This window comes from Saccharothrix variisporea (genome assembly GCF_003634995.1).
GTDB lineage: Bacteria > Actinomycetota > Actinomycetes > Mycobacteriales > Pseudonocardiaceae > Actinosynnema > Actinosynnema variisporeum.
The window spans coordinates 6347978-6363145 of record NZ_RBXR01000001.1 but is presented as its reverse complement, the minus strand read 5'-3'; the positions used below and the strand labels follow the sequence as shown (position 1 = coordinate 6363145).

The following is a 15168-nucleotide window of genomic DNA, read 5'->3' as shown; positions in this document are numbered from 1 at the left end:
CCTCACACCGGTATGGACACCGCCCGCGCCGAAAAGTGGTCGGTCGGGTGACCCGGGGCTGCCGCGGACCCCTCAGACCTGGCTCAACCGCACGTCCAGCGCGGTGTGGCGCCGACCCGCGCCCACGGTCCGCACGGCCTGTCCGATCGCCTTGCGCGACCCGACCAGCACCACGAGCTTCTTGGCCCGCGTCACCGCCGTGTACAGCAGGTTGCGCTGCAACATCAGCCACGCGCTCGTCGTGATTGGAATGACGACGCACGGGTATTCACTGCCCTGTGAGCGATGAATCGTCATGGCGTAGGCGTGGGTCAGCTCGTCGAGTTCCCCGAACTCGTAGTCCACGTCCTCATCCTCGTCCGTCCGCACCGTCAGCTTCTGCTCCACGACGTCGATCCCGGTGACGACCCCCAGGGTCCCGTTGAACACCCCGTTGGCGCCCTTGTCGTAGTTGTTGCGGATCTGGGTGACCTTGTCCCCCACCCGGAACACGCGCCCGCCGAACCGCCGCTCGGGCAGGTTCGGCCGTGCCGGCGTGAGCGCCTCCTGGAGCACGGTGTTCAACGCGCCCGCGCCCGCCGCGCCCCGGTGCATGGGCGTGAGCACCTGCACGTCGGTGCGCGGGTCGAGACCGAACTTGCGCGGGATGCGCGTGGCGACCACGTCGACGGTGAGCGTCGCCGCCTCCTCGGCTTCCTCGCATGGGAACAGGAAGAAGTCCGGCAGCCCCTGCACCAGCGGGTAGTCGCCGGAGTTGATGCGGTGCGCGTTGGTCACCACGCCGGACTCCTGCGCCTGCCGGAAGATGTGCGTCAACCGCACGTGCGGCACGGGGCTGCCGGCCGCCAGCACGTCTCGCAGCACCTCGCCCGCGCCCACCGACGGCAGCTGGTCCACGTCCCCGACCAGCAGCAGGTGCGTCCCGGGCGCGATGGCCTTCACCAGCTTGTTGGCCAGCAACAGGTCCAGCATCGACGCCTCGTCGACCACCACCAGGTCCGCCTCCAGCGGCCGGTCGCGGTCGTAGGCCGCGTCGCCGCCGGGCTTGAGCTCCAGCAGCCGGTGCACGGTGCGGGCCTCGTGCCCGGTCAGCTCGGTCAGCCGCTTCGCCGCCCGCCCGGTCGGGGCGGCCAGCACCACGCGCGCCCGCTTCGCCACCGCCAGCCGCACGATCGACCGCACGGTGAAGCTCTTGCCGCACCCCGGCCCACCGGTCAGCACCGCGACCTTCCGGGTCAACGCCAACTGCACGGCCTCGCGCTGCTTGTCCTCCAGCGACGCCCCCAGCCACGCGAACGCCCGGTCCCAGTCCACGTCCTGGAACGCCGGCATCCGCTCGGCGTCCGTCCGCAACAACCGGACCAGGGACGACGCCAACGACACCTCGGCCCGGTGGAACGGGACCAGGTACACGGCCGCCTCGCCGTCCGGCATGACCTCGCGCACCACCCCCTCCTCGGCGACCAGCTCGGCCAGGCACTCGATCACCAGACCCGTGTCGACCTGGAGGATCTTCACCGCGTCCGCGATGAGCTGGTTCTCCGGCAGGAAGCAGTCGCCGTTCCCGGTCGCCTCGGACAGGGTGAACTGCAACCCGGCCTTGACCCGCTGCGGGCTGTCGTGCGGGATGCCGACCGCCTTCGCGATCACGTCCGCGGTCCGGAACCCGATGCCCCACACGTCCGAAGCCAGCCGGTAAGGCTCGGTGCGCACGACGTCGATCGACCGGTCCTGGTACTGCTTGTAGATCCGCACCGCCAGTGACGTGGACACCCCGACGCCCTGGAGGAAGACCATCACCTCCTTGATGGCCTTCTGCTCCTCCCACGCCGCCGCGATGAGCTTGGTCCGCTTCGGACCGAGCTTGGGCACCTCGATCAGCCGCTCCGGCGTCTGCTCGATGACGTCGAGCGCGTCGAGCCCGAAGTGCGTGACGATCCGGTCGGCCAGCACCGGCCCGATGCCCTTGATCAGCCCGGACCCCAGGTAGCGCCGGATGCCCTGGATCGTCGCGGGCAGCACGGTCGTGTAGTCGTCCACGTGGAACTGGCGGCCGTACTGCGGGTGCGACCCCCACCGCCCGCGCATCCGGATCGACTCGCCGGGCTGCACGCCCAGCAGCGCGCCGACGACGGTGACCAGGTCCCCGCCGCCGCGCCCGGTGTCCACGCGGGCCACGGTGTAGCCGGTCTCCTCGTTGGCGAACGTGATCCGCTCCAAGGTCGCTTCCAGCACCGCGTCCGCCACGCCGACACCGTAGACCTCCACACGACGTTCACAACTCTCACCAGGGCTCTCCACCGCCGCCACCTACAGTCGGTGCCATGACACGCCGGGTTCTGGTGGTCGAGGACGACCTGACCATCGCCAGCTCCGTGGCCGCGCGGCTGCGCGCCGAGGGGTTCGAGGTCGAGTTGGCGCACGACGGGCCGTCCGCGGTCCGCAAGGCGGCGGAGGCCGACCTCGTGGTGCTGGACGTCATGCTGCCGGGCTTCGACGGCCTGGAGGTGTGCCGCCGCATCCAGGCCGACCGCCCGGTGCCGGTGCTCATGCTCACCGCCCGCGGCGACGAGACGGACCTGCTGGTGGGCTTGGCGGTGGGCGCGGACGACTACCTGACCAAGCCGTTCTCCATCCGCGAGCTGGCCGCCCGCGTGCACGCCCTGCTGCGCCGGGTGGAGCGGTCGGCGGCAGCCAACCCGACCCGGATCGCCGTCGCCGACCTGGAGATCGACCTGGCGGAGCGCCGCGTCCTGCGCGCCGGCGCCGAGGCGCACCTGACGCCCACCGAGTTCGAGCTCCTGGTGCACCTGGCCGAGCGCCCGCGCGCGGTCCAGTCCCGGGAACGCCTGCTCAGCGAGGTGTGGGGCTGGAACGAGACCGCCACCGGCACCCGGACCGTGGACAGCCACATCAAGGCGCTGCGGCGCAAGCTCGGCACGGACCTGATCCGCACCGTCCACGGTGTCGGCTACGCCCTGGAGGCACCGCGGTGAAGCCGCGCGAGATGACGCTGCGCAAGGCCGTGGGCGCGTTCGTCGACTTCCTGCCCAGGCCCCTGGACCCGGTCCGCTCCATCAAGGTCAAGCTGGGCATCCTGCTGGTCAGCTCGGGCGCGGCGGGGTTCTCGTTCTTCTGGTACCGCATCGGCTGGCTGCCCTACAGCACCACCACGGGCGCCCTGGTCATCGCCCTGGTGACCTCCCAGGTCCTGGCCCACGGCATGACCCGCCCGCTGCGCGAGATGACCGCCGCCGCCCGCGCGATGCGCCGGGGCGACTACAGCAAGCGGGTCCGCGCCACCGCCCGCGACGAGGTCGGCGAGCTGGCCAGCGCGTTCAACCAGATGGCCGCCGACCTGGCCGCCGCCGACCGGCAGCGCCGCGAGCTGATCGCCAACGTCTCCCACGAGCTGCGCACGCCCATCACGGCGCTGCAGAACGTCCTGGAGAACGTGGTGGACGGCGTGGCCGCTCCCGACGCCCGCACCATGCGCACCGCCCTGGCCCAGACCGAACGCCTGGGCAGGCTGGTCACGGAACTGCTCGACCTGTCCCGCATCGACGCCGGCGCCCACCAGCTCACCCTGGCCGAATTCCCGGTCGCGCCCCTGCTGGCCGACGTGGTCGCCGAGGCCTCGGTGGCGTCCCCCGCGACCAGCTTCGTCGTGGACGTCCGCCCGCCGACCGCCACCGTCGTCGCCGACCGCGCCCGTGTCCACCAGGTCCTGGTCAACCTCCTGGACAACGCCGCCCGCCACGGCCCGTCCGGCGGCGAGGTGCGCGTGACGGCCACCTGGGTGGCCCGCGACCTGGTGCTGGAGGTCTCCGACGACGGCCCCGGCATCGCCCCGGAGGACCGGGAACGGGTCTTCGAACGCTTCACGCGCGGCGAACGCGCGGGCGGCGGCGGCACCGGCCTGGGCCTCAACATCGCCCGCTGGATCATCGACCTGCACGGCGGCACGATCGCGGTGGTCGACGCCCCCGGCTGCCGCATCCGCGCCACCCTCCCCTCTACCTGACACACCCCGCACCACCACCCACGCGACCGCCCCGGCCGCGCGATGCAGGCTGCCCAACGGAGGACCCATGTCGCCCAACCGCGTACTGCTCACCGGGATCGTCGGCGGAACCACCGCAGCGGTCCTGCTGCCGCTCGACGAGCCGGGACTCGGCTGGTTCCTCACCGCCGCCGTCGTCTTCGCGCTGATCCGCAGGGTCAGACCGGGCTGGACCGCCCTCAGCCTGCTGCTGTTCGGCACCGGCTCGCTGGTCGCCGACCCGGCCCTGTTCGCGCTGTGCGCGGTGGCGGGGTGCGCGGCCGGGTCGCTGGCCGTCGTCGGGGGGCGGACGGCCAGGGGGTTGCTGCTCGGGTCGGCGGCGGTGCCGGCCGCGGTGTTCCGGGCGGTGCCGTGGGTGGCGCGCGGGGTGAAGACGTCGAAGGCGACCGAGTTGGCGAGGCCGTTGGTGGTGACGGCCGCGGTGCTGGCGGTGTTCCTGCCGCTGCTCGCCGGTGCGGACGTGGCGTTCGCGGAGATCCTCGGCGAGTCCGCGCCCGAGGTGGACGGGCAGTGGATCCTCGTGTTCCTCGCGGTCGGGTCGGGGCTGGTCGGGGCGTGCTACCTGACGACGCTGCCGCCGCGGGACGAGGTGCCGGCGCAGCGGAAGACCGTGGCGCTGCGGGAGTGGGCGATGCCGGTCGGGGCGCTGGTCGCGTTGTTCGCGGCGTTCGTCGGGGTGCAGGTCAGCACGTTGTTCGGCGGTGACGACTACGTGCTGCGCACGGCCGGGGTCACCTACGCCGAGTACGCGCGGCGCGGGTTCTGGCAGCTGTTGGCGGTCGCGGTGCTGACGCTCGGGGTGATCGCCGTCGCCGCGCGGGTCGCGGAGGAGGGTGACCGGAAGTGGCTGCGCGGGCTGCTGGGCGCGCTGACCGTGCTCACGCTGGTGATCGTGGCCTCGGCGCTGAACCGGATGTGGGTCTACCAGCAGGCGTACGGGTTCACCACGCTGCGGGTGCTGGTGTCGGCGTGCGAGCTGTGGCTGGCGCTGGTGTACCTGGTGGTGCTGGTCGCGGGCGTGCGGCTGCGCGGCGGGTGGTTGCCCCGGGCCGTGGTGGGCAGCGGGTTCGCCGCGCTGGTGGGGCTCGCGCTGCTCAACCCGGACCGGTTCACCGCCGAGCGCAACGCCGCCCGGTGGCAGGAGACCGGCAAGATCGACCTCGCCTACCTCGAGCGGCTGTCCGACGACGCCGTGCCCGTGCTGGCATCGCTGCCCGAGCCGGTGCGGCAGTGCGTGCTGCGGTACCGCCGGGTCAGTGCGGACGACTGGCGTTCGTGGAACCTGGCCCGGTCGCGGGCGCGGGAGGCGCTGCGGGACTTCCGTCCGCAGGAGTACCGGCCGGCGGAGTGTGGGCCCTGATGTGGTTGGCCGCCAGCAGGGCGACGACCCGGGCATGCGTGACGGGTGCCCAGTGGCCGGCGTCGAGCACGCGGCGGCGCAGGTTCGGCACCCACGGGGTGGCCGCGTCGAGCAGGCCGGCGGTGACGTAGTTGTCCTTCAGGGGATGGACGATCTGCACCGGGACGTCCGTGCGCCGGACGCGGGGCGCCCGCAGCCGGGGGATGAAGTTGGCGCGGTACAGGGAGATCCCGTTGACGCCGTCCTCGACGATGGTGTCCTGCACGTGGTGCGCAGGCACGCCTTCGAACCGCTGCACCACCTTGCCCCAGCGCGGGCCGACCAGGTGGCGCCACACGAGCGGGGCGACGAACGGCACGTGGAACGCGACGATGTACCAGGAGTGCAGCCACTGCTTGACGCGCTGCCAGGACAGCCGGCCGCGGGTCCAGTGGCCGATGTGGTCCAGGCACGGGCCGGAGATCGAGGTGTAGGACGCGATCCGCGCGCCCGGCGTGGTCACCGCCTCCCACGCCTGGATGGACCCCCAGTCGTGCGCGACGACGTGCACCGGGCGGTCCGGGCTGACCGCGTCGACCACCGCGAACAGGTCGCGGGCCAGCACCGGCAGCCGGTACGCGGCCAGGTCGCGCGGCCGGTCGGAAGCCCCCGCGCCGCGCACGTCGTAGGTCACGACGTGGTACTCCTCGGCCAGGATCTCGGCGACGCCGTCCCACACGCGGTGGGTGTCGGGGTAGCCGTGCACCAGGACGACGGTGGGAGCCGAGCGGTCGCCGCGCTCGTACACGGACAGGCGCACGCCATCGGATTCGACGAACACGGTTCCTCCAGGGGTGTTCACAGGTCGAGCACGAGCCGGTCGCCGGTCGGGCGGGCGACGCAGACGCGGACGCCGTCCACCTCGCACGTGCCGCAAAAGCCCTGCCGGCACGAGTAGGGCACGGTCGGGCGCAGGTCTTTCAGGACGTCCAGGGCCGAGCGGTTGGCGGGGACGTCGAGCGTGATCCCGCTGCGGCGCAGCACCAGCGCGAACGGGCGGCCGTCGGTGATCGGCGGCGGGGCGAAGCGCTCGAAGTGCAGGCGGCGGGAGGCGAACGCGCGGCGGACCGCGTCGAGCATGGGCGTCGGGCCGCAGCAGTAGACCGAGCCGTGGGCCGGGAAGGTGCCGACGATCGCCTCGACGTCCGGGAGGCCGCGCTCGTCGTCCGGGCGGACGTCGGTGTGGTCGGGGAGTTCGTCCAGGAACGGCATGGTGGCGCGCGACCGTCCACAGTAGACGAACGTGTGCTCGACGCCGAGCCGCGCGGCTTCGCGGACCATCGCCAGGATCGGCGTGATCCCGATGCCGCCCGCGAGGAAGAGCATCGGACCTTCGGGCACGAACGGGAACGCGTTGCGCGGACCGCGCACCACCACCTCGTCGCCTTCGCGCAGGGCGTGGACTTCGGCCGAGCCGGTGCCGACGCGACGGACGGCGATCCGGTAGGAGGTCCGGTCACGCGGGTCGCCGCAGAGGGAGTACTGGCGGCGCAGGCCGGAGGGGAGGTGGAGGTCGAGGTGACACCCGGGCTGCCACGCGGGCAACTCCGGACCGCTCAGGCGCAGGCTGACCACGTCCTCGACCTCCTCACGCCGCTGGGCGACGGTCAGCCGCAGCAGCCGGTCGACAGCACGGTCCGGGCGGGCGGAACCGAAGTGGCGCAACGCCTTCAGGTAGCCGTCGGTGAACTTCTCCAGGCCGCGCACGAAGCCGTCCATCAGTGGGCCGCCCGCGCGGCCGGGGAGGAAGCCAGGTAGGCCACGGCCTGACTGGTCGAGCCCTCCTGCTTGGGGTGGTAGCGCGGGTGGAAGTAGCGCAGGAAGGCCCGGAACAGCGCTCCCCCGGTGGGCAGGAGGCCGCGGCGGCCGGCGCGGCGGAACTCGCGCAGGGTGAGCTTGCCGGGGCGCAGCGGGTCGTGGTCCATGAGGAACTTCGCGCCGCGCACCCACAGCAGCCACAGGACGGGGCCGGCGATGAGCATCGTGCGGATCTTGCGGACCTGGCGGCGGTCGAGGTGGCGCATCAGGTCGAACGCGACGCTGCGGTGCTCGACCTCCTCGGCGGCGTGCCAGCGCAGGAGGTCGAGCATGGTCGGGTCGATGCCGGCGCGGTCGAGGGCGGTGGCGTTGAGCATCCAGTCGCCGAGGAACGCGGTGAAGTGCTCGATGGCCGCGACCAGCGCGATCCGTTCGACGAGTTGTTCCCGCTGCTGTTCGGGGGTGAGGCCGTCGCGGTCGCCGAGGATGCGGCGGAAGACGACCTCCATGTGCCGGGTGAACGGGCGCGGGTCGAGCCCCTGGGCGAGCAGGTGGTCGAGGACTTCGCTGTGCGCCTCGGCGTGGACGGCTTCCTGGCCGATGAACCCGAGGACGTCCTCCCGCAGGTCGTCGTCGGTGATCAGCGGGACGGCCTGCTGGAACGTGCGCACGAACCAGCGCTCGCCCTCGGGCAGGAGCAGGTGCAGGACGTTCATGACGTGGGTCGTGGTCGGCTCGTCGGGCACCCAGTGCAGCGGGAGCGCCGACCAGTCGAAGTGCACGTCCCGGGGCTGCAACACGAGGTTGTCGGGCTCCATCACGACCTCCCGCGCCATTACTACGCCAGCGTAGCTTTGTGAAAGCTACGCCACCGTAGCAATATGGGCGGGTGAGCACAACGCGCCGGAAGTACGCCCCCCGCCTCCCCGCCGGGCAGCGGCGCGACCAGGTGCTGGACGGTGCGTTGGCGCTGATCGCGGAGGGCGGGTTCGACGCGCTGACCATGGAGGCCGTGGCACGGCGGTGCGGGGTGACCAAGCCGGTCGTATATGAGATATTCGCGAACCGCGCCGAGGTCATCGCGGCACTCCTCGAACGCGAGGCCGCACGCGCGACCGCCCAGGTGCTGGAGGCCATCCCGGAGGGCCTGGACGAGCGCTCGCCGGAAGACCTCTACACCGACACCGTCCGGGCGTTCGTGCACGCGGTGGTGGAGAGCCCGGACCGCTGGCGGCTGGTCCTGCTGCCGCCGGAGGGGACGCCGGTGGAGTTCCGGCAGCAGGTGGAGCGGGTGCGGGCGCAGGTGACCGAACAGGTCAACGCGCTGGCCGACCTGGGGCTGAAGGCGATGGGCGGGCCGGACCTGGACGCCGAACTGCTGGGTCACGCGATGCTGGCGCTGGCCGAGATGGCGGGCCGGCTGGTGATCACCGACCCGGACCGCTTCCCACCCGACCGGCTCGTCGCCTTCGTGGGCCGCATCGCGCACTCCCTGCCCAGGAGCTGACCCCCGTGCTCCCTCCGGATGGATCGTGAAGTCGGTCGCTACCACGAATGGGTGACGGCCATCTCGGGTACGGGTCGAAGGATGCCCCGAACCCCAGGAGGTGCCCTTCGTGCTCGTCGCCGTGCTCACGTTCGCCGGATCCGTGCTGGTCGCGCTGGCCGTGGTCACCGCGGTGCACCGGGTGGTCCGGCGGATCGGACGGCGGTCCGCGCTGTTCGCCGGGCTGGCCGCGCACGCGCACCGACCGGCGCTCGCGGTGGCGGTGCTGGTGGCCGTGCAGTTCTCCATCGGCGTGGTCGGGTGGGGTGACTGGCGGCCGGCGGCGCTGCACGCGGTCGGGATAGCGCTGATCCTCGCCGGGGCGTGGCTGCTGGCGGCGCTGCTGGTCGTGGTCGAGGACGCCATGCTGGCGCGGATCAGGGTGGACGTGTCCGACAACCGGCACGCCCGCCGGGTGCACACGCAGATCACCCTGGTGCGGCGGGTGACCGTGGTCGTGGTGGGCGTGCTGGCGTTCGCGTCGGTCCTCATGACCTTCCCCGAGGCGCGGGCGGCGGGCACGAGCCTGCTGGCGTCCGCCGGTGTGATCGGCGCGATCGCCGCGCTGGCGGCGCAGTCCCTGCTGGGCAACGTGTTCGCCGGCGTCCAGATCGCGTTCAGCGACGCCCTGCGGCTGGACGACGTCGTGGTCGTCGAGGACCAGTGGGGGCGGATCGAGGACATCACGCTGACTTACGTCGTCGTGCACCTGTGGGACGACCGGCGCCTGATCCTGCCCACCGCGTACTTCCTGAAGACGCCGTTCGAGAACTGGACGCGCACCCAGTCCGCGCTGCTGGGGACGGTGGAGCTGGACGTCGACTGGACCGTGCCGGTGGAGGACATGCGGCAGGAGCTGCGGAAGTTCCTGGAGTCGGACGACCTGTGGGACGGGCGGGTGTGCGTGCTCCAGGTGACCGGCGCGGTGGGGGCGTTCGTGCGGGTGCGGGCACTGGTGAGCGCGACCGACGCCGGGCGGTTGTGGGACCTGCGGTGCGAGGTGCGGGAACACCTGGTGTCGTGGCTGCGGACGCACCAGCCCGCCGCGTTGCCACAGGTCCGGGTGCGCGACCTGCCCCGGGTGCAGGCCGTGGCGCGACAGGAGGCGTCCGGGGCCGACCAGCGGGTGTTCGGCGAGAGCGAGGACGGCCAGGAGCGGGTACAGGCGTTCAGCGGCCCCGGCCCCACCGGCAACGACTCGAACGGCCACGGCGGGTCCGGCCCCGGCAAGGTGTGACGCAACCGTTCGGTCGGTTCGGTCCGTCCTGGTGCCAGGATGACCCCGGGAGGTTCCATGAGACGGATCGTGGTCGTGGCGTGCTTCGCACTCGTGGGCTGCGGCGCACCCGCGCCGGAACACGCGAGCACCGCGCCCACCACCGCGGTCGTCCCGACGACTACTTCGGAGGTCCAGATGCCCGCCAAGCTCAGCCCGCAGGGCAAGGAGGTGCTGGCGCGGGCGCAGCGGTCCGGGGTGCCGAACGTGGTGCTGGTGATCTCCACGGAGGCGAACTCCACCGAGCGGACGGCGTCGGCGCTGCGCGGACTGGGAGCGACGGTCGAGGCCACCGACACGTCGATCGGCTACATCCGGGTGACGGTGCCGGTCGCCGACGTCGAGCGGGTCGTCGCGGCGGACGGCGTGCGCCAGGTGGACGTGGACGAGCCGCTCAGCAACGCCGACCCGACCCCGTGACGGGGTCGACGAACCACTCACGCCCGGCCAGCAGCCCGAACACCGGCACCGGCAGGCGGACCAGCAACCGCATGACCGCCGCCAGCCGACCGCTCCCCTCGACCTGCGACCGGTGCGCGGCCAACGCGGCCTGCTTCTGCCGCGCGAACCGCCGCACGTCGAACCGGTGCGTGATGTCCGCCGAAGCGCTGAAGGCCCGCTCCAGCCCTTCGTAGGGGAACGGCACCCGCAAGGCGCGAACGACCCGTGCCAACCGCACGACCGCGTCCCGGGGCATGGTCGCCTCCAGCAACCTGGTCCCGGTCAACTCGGCCGCCCGCCGCCCCACCTCGTGCACCTTGACGTGGTCCCGGTGCCCGTACCCACCGTTCCGGTCGTAACCGAGGAGAAGACCGGCCCGCTCCTCGACCAACACGTCGGCCAACCGCCCGGCAGCCTCGTCGAGACCGGCCCGAACGAACCGCTGCCGCCCAGGCGGATCGGCGTAGAGCAGGGCCCCGTGCCCACTGTCGGCATACCCGAGGTGCACCACCCGCTGCACCCCCAACACCGCCGCCGAGGCCCGCAACTCGTCCAACCGAGTCGGCGGCTCCGACCACATCGCATCGGTGGCAACAACAACCACGACCCGATGCCCTTCAGCCGCCGCCCGAGCGAGCGTGCCCCCGGTGAGCAGCACCTCGTCATCGGGATGGGCATGAAACGCCACCACCGTCACCGGGCCACCCGATCCGAGCCGAACCACACCCCGGGACCCTAGGACCCACCCCACCCCTCCGCCATCCGACCCCCGACGCACTCCCACCACCGCCACGACAGCGGATCCCCCACCGCCACCCCGGCGCACTCCCCACCACCGCCCCCCAACCGGCTCTGCGCCGCAGGCGCACGCCCGAAGGGCGAACTGCGTTTCGCCGTGCTGCCAGCCACGGGAAGGGCCTCGGTTTCTTTCCCCCGTACGGCCTGGGCGAAGCCCAACCGCGCTTGGCCCGTTTGTGCAACCAGCTTTTCCGGTTGCACAAACGGGCCAAGGGTGGTTGCCTCCGGCAGGCCGTACGGGGGAAAGAAACCGACGCCCTTCCACCCCCGGGGGCCTGCCCAGCGGCGAGCGCCGCTTTTCGCTTTTATCTCAAGAGCGCACCAGCGCCCGGAAAGCGCGCCAGCGCCCTGAAAGCGGAGGGCCGCCCCCGGATGTCCCGGAAGCGGCCCTCTCACTTGCTGTGTCGCAGTCGCCTCAAGTGCCTCAATCAGGCGACGTTCTGCACGATCACCGCACCGCGGCCGACGACGGCGCCCTCAGCGGTCAGGACCGTCAGTTCGCCGCGCAGGACGCGGCCTTCGCCGGCCGGGGCCGACGCCGTCACGACGCCGGACACGGTCCAGGTCGCGCCGGCCGTGCGGTCGGCGTTGGTGTCGGTCGTGGTGGTGGTGCCCAGGCCCGGAGCGGCGTAGACGTCGATGTAGTCGTACTCCGTCGTGCCGGCGGGCACGTCGTAGCCGTCCACCGCGACCTGCCAGCGGCCCGCCGCCGGGTTGTTGATCGTCACCGACTCCTCCGAGTCGCCGTCCGCCTGCTGGCCGGCGATGACGCAGGTGCCGGAGGTGCAGTTGTAGACGAACAGGTCGAGGTCGGCGGCGATGTCACCCGGCTTGCCGATGGTCGCCCGCAGCGACGTGGTGCCCGCGGGCACGATCACGTCGTAGGTCTGGCGGGCGCCGTGGGCGATGGACGGGCGGGCGATCTTCGCGCTGCCCAGCGCGCCGCCGGCGAGCTTGCCGTTGAACGCGGCCAGGGTGTTGGTCACCGTCCAGCTGCGGTCGATGCCGACGCCCGGGGTCGCCGAGGCGATGGTGTCGGGGTTCGGCGAGACCGAGGTGCCCAGCACGGACGCGGTCAGCGTGTACGGGGCGGTGTCGGCGTCGGACGTGCGCCGGGCCTCGACCACGAGCTCCCACACGCCGGGGATCGGGTTGCTGATCGTGCGGCTCGTCGGGGAGCCGCCGGCGCAGCCCGCGCCCGCGTCGGGGTTGTAGCAGTTGGTCGACGACGTGGTGTCGCTCGGCACGCCGTACGGGTCGAAGCGCAGGAACCGGACCTGGCCCTTGCCGGCCTCGCCGCCGCCGACCATGTCGACCTTCAGCGCGCTGGTGCCGGCGGGCACGTACACCCAGTAGCTCTGGGTCTGGTTGCGGGCCACGGAACCGGTCTTGACCACCGCGTACTTGTTGTCCGCGGTGAACTGCTCGGCCGCGAAGACGGTGTTCAGGGTCATCACGTCGATGCCGACGGTGGCCGGGTTGTCGAGCTTCAGCACGGCCGAGTGCACGCCCGCCGAGGCCGGCTTGACCTTGACGTCGAGCTTGACCGGCGTGTTCAGCGGCAGGCTGACCGACGACTTGGACGAGAACGTGCCGTCGTTGCCCTGCCAGCGCGCGGAGAACACCTGGTTGCCCTCGGGACCCGTGGTGCGGGTCAGGGTGTAGGTGCGGGTGTACTCCTTGCCGACCTGGACGCCCTCGCGGTCGTGGATGCCGACACCGGTGTTGGCCGGGTTCAGCAGCGCCGACAGCGCGGTGTTGACGGTCACCGAGGTGGTGACGTTCTGGGTGTTCGGGTGCGCGGCGAGCTGCGCCCACGCCTTCTTGACGTCGAACAGACCCGCGCCCTGCTCGTAGGCCTTGAGCGTGGTGACCCACTTGGCACCGGACTGGATCGCGTCGCGCAGCGCCTTCACCGGGGGACGCTGGCCGTCGTGCTCGTCCTTGTACGCACCGACGAGCAGCGCGGCGGCACCGGTCGCCTGCGGGGCGGCCATGGACGTGCCGTTGAACATGGCGTAGCCGGCGGGCAGCTCGTACGTGCCCGCGACCGGGCCGGGGACCTGCCACTGCGGCACGGTCGAGATCGCCGAGCCGGGCGCGACGATGTTCGGCTTGAAGCCGCCGTCCTCACGCGGGCCGCGGGAGGAGAAGCCGTGCAGGCTCTCCTTCTGCGCGGTGACCGAGCCGTAGTTGGACAGCCAGGTCGCGCTGGTGATGTAGGAGCCGACGGAGATCGCGTCGGTGGCCACCGACGGGTCGCCGACCGTGTTCGCGCCCGCGCCGCTGTTGCCCGCCGAGATGAAGATCTGGACGTTGTACTCGGCGATGGTGCGGTTGTAGAGCTCCGCACGGGCGTTGTTGCCGTCGTTGAGCGCCGGCAGGCCGCCAATCGAGATGTTCATGACGTCGGCGCCGTTGCGGGCCGCGTAGAGAACACCGTCGATCAGGCCGGAGGAGGTGCAGGACGGGGTGGACAGGCAGACCTTGACCGCCATCAGCTTGGCGCCGGGCGCCGCGCCGTCCATCCGGCCGCCGAACATCTCGTGCGCGGAGGTGATGCCCGCGACGTGCGTGCCGTGGGCCGCCGCCGCGATGCCGATGTTGACGTACGCCTGGCCGGCGTTGTCGTAGATCGACTTGTCGGTCTGGACGACGAAGGCGACGGTGTCCAGCACCGGCGTGGCCGGGTTGTCCTTGCCGAAGTGGCCGACGTCCTTCTTGTACTTGTAGTCGATCATCGGCGCGTTGTTGGTGAAGTCGCCGTCACCGTCCACGTCGACGCGGACTTCCTTCGTGGTGACGTCCTGGAGGACGCCGAAGGAGTCGGTGCGGTCGCCGTCGCGGTTGAGGTCGCCGCCGGTCTCGCTGTTGGCCAGGCCCAGGTCGCCCGCGGTCTCCGCGAAGAGGCCGAAGCTGTAGGGGCCGCCGGTCGCGGGCGCCTTGTAGGTGGTGCCGCCGGCGGGGAAGGAGCCGTTGTAGCGGCCCGCGACCTTCACCCAGGTGCCGTCACCGGAGTTGGTGGCGTTGGCGTTGTACCAGTCGACGACCTTGCGCTCGTCGGTGGACGTGGTCGACAGGGCCGGGTGGTCCAGGTCGATGCCGCTGTCCAGGATGGCGATGGTCGTGCCCCGACCGTCCCATTCGGGCTTCTCGGCGGTGAACTGCGTCGCCTTGGTGTCCTGGATGGGCATGTACGGGTTGGCGCGGGGCGTCTTCGCGTCCGGCGCCTTCTGCGGCAACGGGGTCGTGGCGCCGTCGGGGCGCGGGTCGTCCAGCGCCACCAGGCCGTCGACGTCCACGGCGTTGACCGAGGCCAGCTTCGCGGCCTTCTCGGCGTTGTCGCGCGGGACGGAGACCTTCAGGTACTCGACGTCGCGTTCAGTGGACTCGACGACACCACCGAGCGCCTTGAGGTCGTTGGCCGCGGCGTCCAACTTGCCCTCTTCGGCGGCGACCAGCAGGGTCACGTTCTCCTGGCCGTTGGCCTCGGCCTGGGCCAGGCGTTCGCGGTCCTGCTTGTCGAGCTGCTTGTCGGCGGGCGCGGGCGCGTTCGGCGCCTCTTGCGCGACGGCCGGAGCGGCGGCGAAGCCGAACCCAGTCGTGCCCAGTACGGCGGCCAGCAAGGCCGCACTGGTGCGGTGTCTCCACCGACTTCCTGAGTTGATCACGGCGCAAACCCTTCGTGGGGAAAGATTGGCGCAAGCACATCCTTCCGGCCCCCGCCGGGCAATCGTGCGAACAGCGCAAACAACAGGTCCACATTGGACTGAACGGTGGATTGCGCGAACACGCGAGAAGTGCCACACCAGAGCGAAACGGGTGTGGTGCCCCCAGTCAAGAGCCGACCGTACCGAATGTCAACCAGTGTCAACGGTGAATCCTCC

General features: G+C 71.8%; 12 protein-coding genes. 6 read left to right on the top strand and 6 right to left on the bottom strand.

Translation table 11 applies throughout. From position 1 onward, the window contains the following. Positions 1-72 precede the first annotated feature (72 nt). Entirely contained in the window at positions 73-2268 is a 2196-nt protein-coding gene (gene recD2, locus DFJ66_RS28990; protein WP_246029941.1) for an SF1B family DNA helicase RecD2, read from the bottom strand. A 56-nt stretch (positions 2269-2324) separates the two neighbouring features. Here recD2 and DFJ66_RS28985 point away from each other — a divergent pair, with 56 nt between their 5' ends. The 3 genes from DFJ66_RS28985 to DFJ66_RS28975 all read left to right on the top strand — a co-directional run bounded on the left by DFJ66_RS28985 (position 2325) and on the right by DFJ66_RS28975 (position 5423). Continuing rightward, positions 2325-2996 carry a response regulator transcription factor gene (locus DFJ66_RS28985; protein ID WP_121225707.1) on the top strand — a complete coding sequence of 224 codons (672 nt, stop codon included), beginning with the start codon at positions 2325-2327 and terminating at the stop codon, positions 2994-2996. Between the two features lie 11 nt (positions 2997-3007). Then, a complete protein-coding gene (locus tag DFJ66_RS28980) occupies positions 3008-4024 on the top strand; it encodes a HAMP domain-containing sensor histidine kinase (protein WP_121231885.1) in 1017 nt (338 codons plus the stop codon). Between the two features lie 67 nt (positions 4025-4091). Continuing rightward, the gene (locus DFJ66_RS28975) at positions 4092-5423 is read left to right on the top strand and encodes a DUF4153 domain-containing protein (protein ID WP_121225705.1); all 1332 of its coding nucleotides are present in this window, start codon (positions 4092-4094) and stop codon (positions 5421-5423) included. On the opposite strand, the gene DFJ66_RS28970 is transcribed toward DFJ66_RS28975, so the two are convergent. From DFJ66_RS28970 to DFJ66_RS28960, 3 genes are read right to left on the bottom strand one after another with little or no spacing between them, the layout of a single operon-like run. Continuing rightward, positions 5317-6243, bottom strand: a complete 927-nt coding sequence (locus DFJ66_RS28970; protein ID WP_170199721.1) for an alpha/beta fold hydrolase — start codon at positions 6241-6243, stop codon at positions 5317-5319. The two genes, DFJ66_RS28975 and DFJ66_RS28970, sit on opposite strands and share 107 nt — an antisense overlap. A gap of 17 nt (positions 6244-6260) precedes the next feature. Beyond that, positions 6261-7181, bottom strand: a complete 921-nt coding sequence (locus DFJ66_RS28965) for a PDR/VanB family oxidoreductase (protein ID WP_121225701.1) — start codon at positions 7179-7181, stop codon at positions 6261-6263. Further along, entirely contained in the window at positions 7181-8038 is an 858-nt protein-coding gene (locus tag DFJ66_RS28960; protein WP_246029940.1) for a metal-dependent hydrolase, read from the bottom strand. The genes DFJ66_RS28965 and DFJ66_RS28960 overlap by 1 nt, the downstream gene beginning before the upstream one ends. Before the next feature lie 71 nt (positions 8039-8109). On the opposite strand from DFJ66_RS28960, the gene DFJ66_RS28955 reads away from it, so the two are divergent. The 3 genes from DFJ66_RS28955 (at position 8110) to DFJ66_RS28945 (ending at position 10462) form a co-directional block, all read left to right on the top strand. Then, positions 8110-8727: a TetR/AcrR family transcriptional regulator gene (locus DFJ66_RS28955; protein ID WP_121225697.1), complete on the top strand. Its 618-nt coding sequence runs from the start codon at positions 8110-8112 to the stop codon at positions 8725-8727. Between the two features lie 109 nt (positions 8728-8836). Further along, positions 8837-10003: a mechanosensitive ion channel family protein gene (locus tag DFJ66_RS28950; protein ID WP_121231883.1), complete on the top strand. Its 1167-nt coding sequence runs from the start codon at positions 8837-8839 to the stop codon at positions 10001-10003. 57 nt (positions 10004-10060) lie between these two features. After that, on the top strand, positions 10061-10462 hold the full coding sequence (locus tag DFJ66_RS28945; RefSeq protein ID WP_121225695.1) for a hypothetical protein: 402 nt from the start codon (positions 10061-10063) through the stop codon (positions 10460-10462). Here the strand turns inward: DFJ66_RS28945 and DFJ66_RS28940 are convergent. Next, complete coding sequence (locus DFJ66_RS28940) at positions 10437-11207, bottom strand: PIG-L deacetylase family protein (protein ID WP_121225692.1); 771 nt, start codon at positions 11205-11207, stop codon at positions 10437-10439. The two genes, DFJ66_RS28945 and DFJ66_RS28940, sit on opposite strands and share 26 nt — an antisense overlap. Positions 11208-11709: 502 nt before the next feature. Next, positions 11710-14952: a S8 family serine peptidase gene (locus DFJ66_RS28935; protein ID WP_121225690.1), complete on the bottom strand. Its 3243-nt coding sequence runs from the start codon at positions 14950-14952 to the stop codon at positions 11710-11712. Positions 14953-15168 lie beyond the last annotated feature (216 nt).

Excerpts from the sequence above, each read along its gene's own strand:
- DFJ66_RS28985 (WP_121225707.1), top strand. The coding sequence starts at position 2,325 with ATGACACGCCGGGTTCTGGTGGTCGAGGACGACCTGACCATCGCCAGC.
- DFJ66_RS28980 (WP_121231885.1), top strand. The coding sequence starts at position 3,008 with ATGACGCTGCGCAAGGCCGTGGGCGCGTTCGTCGACTTCCTGCCCAGG.
- DFJ66_RS28975 (WP_121225705.1), top strand. The coding sequence starts at position 4,092 with ATGTCGCCCAACCGCGTACTGCTCACCGGGATCGTCGGCGGAACCACC.
- DFJ66_RS28965 (WP_121225701.1), bottom strand. The coding sequence starts at position 7,181 with ATGGACGGCTTCGTGCGCGGCCTGGAGAAGTTCACCGACGGCTACCTG.
- DFJ66_RS28960 (WP_246029940.1), bottom strand. The coding sequence starts at position 8,038 with ATGGAGCCCGACAACCTCGTGTTGCAGCCCCGGGACGTGCACTTCGAC.
- DFJ66_RS28945 (WP_121225695.1), top strand. The coding sequence starts at position 10,061 with ATGAGACGGATCGTGGTCGTGGCGTGCTTCGCACTCGTGGGCTGCGGC.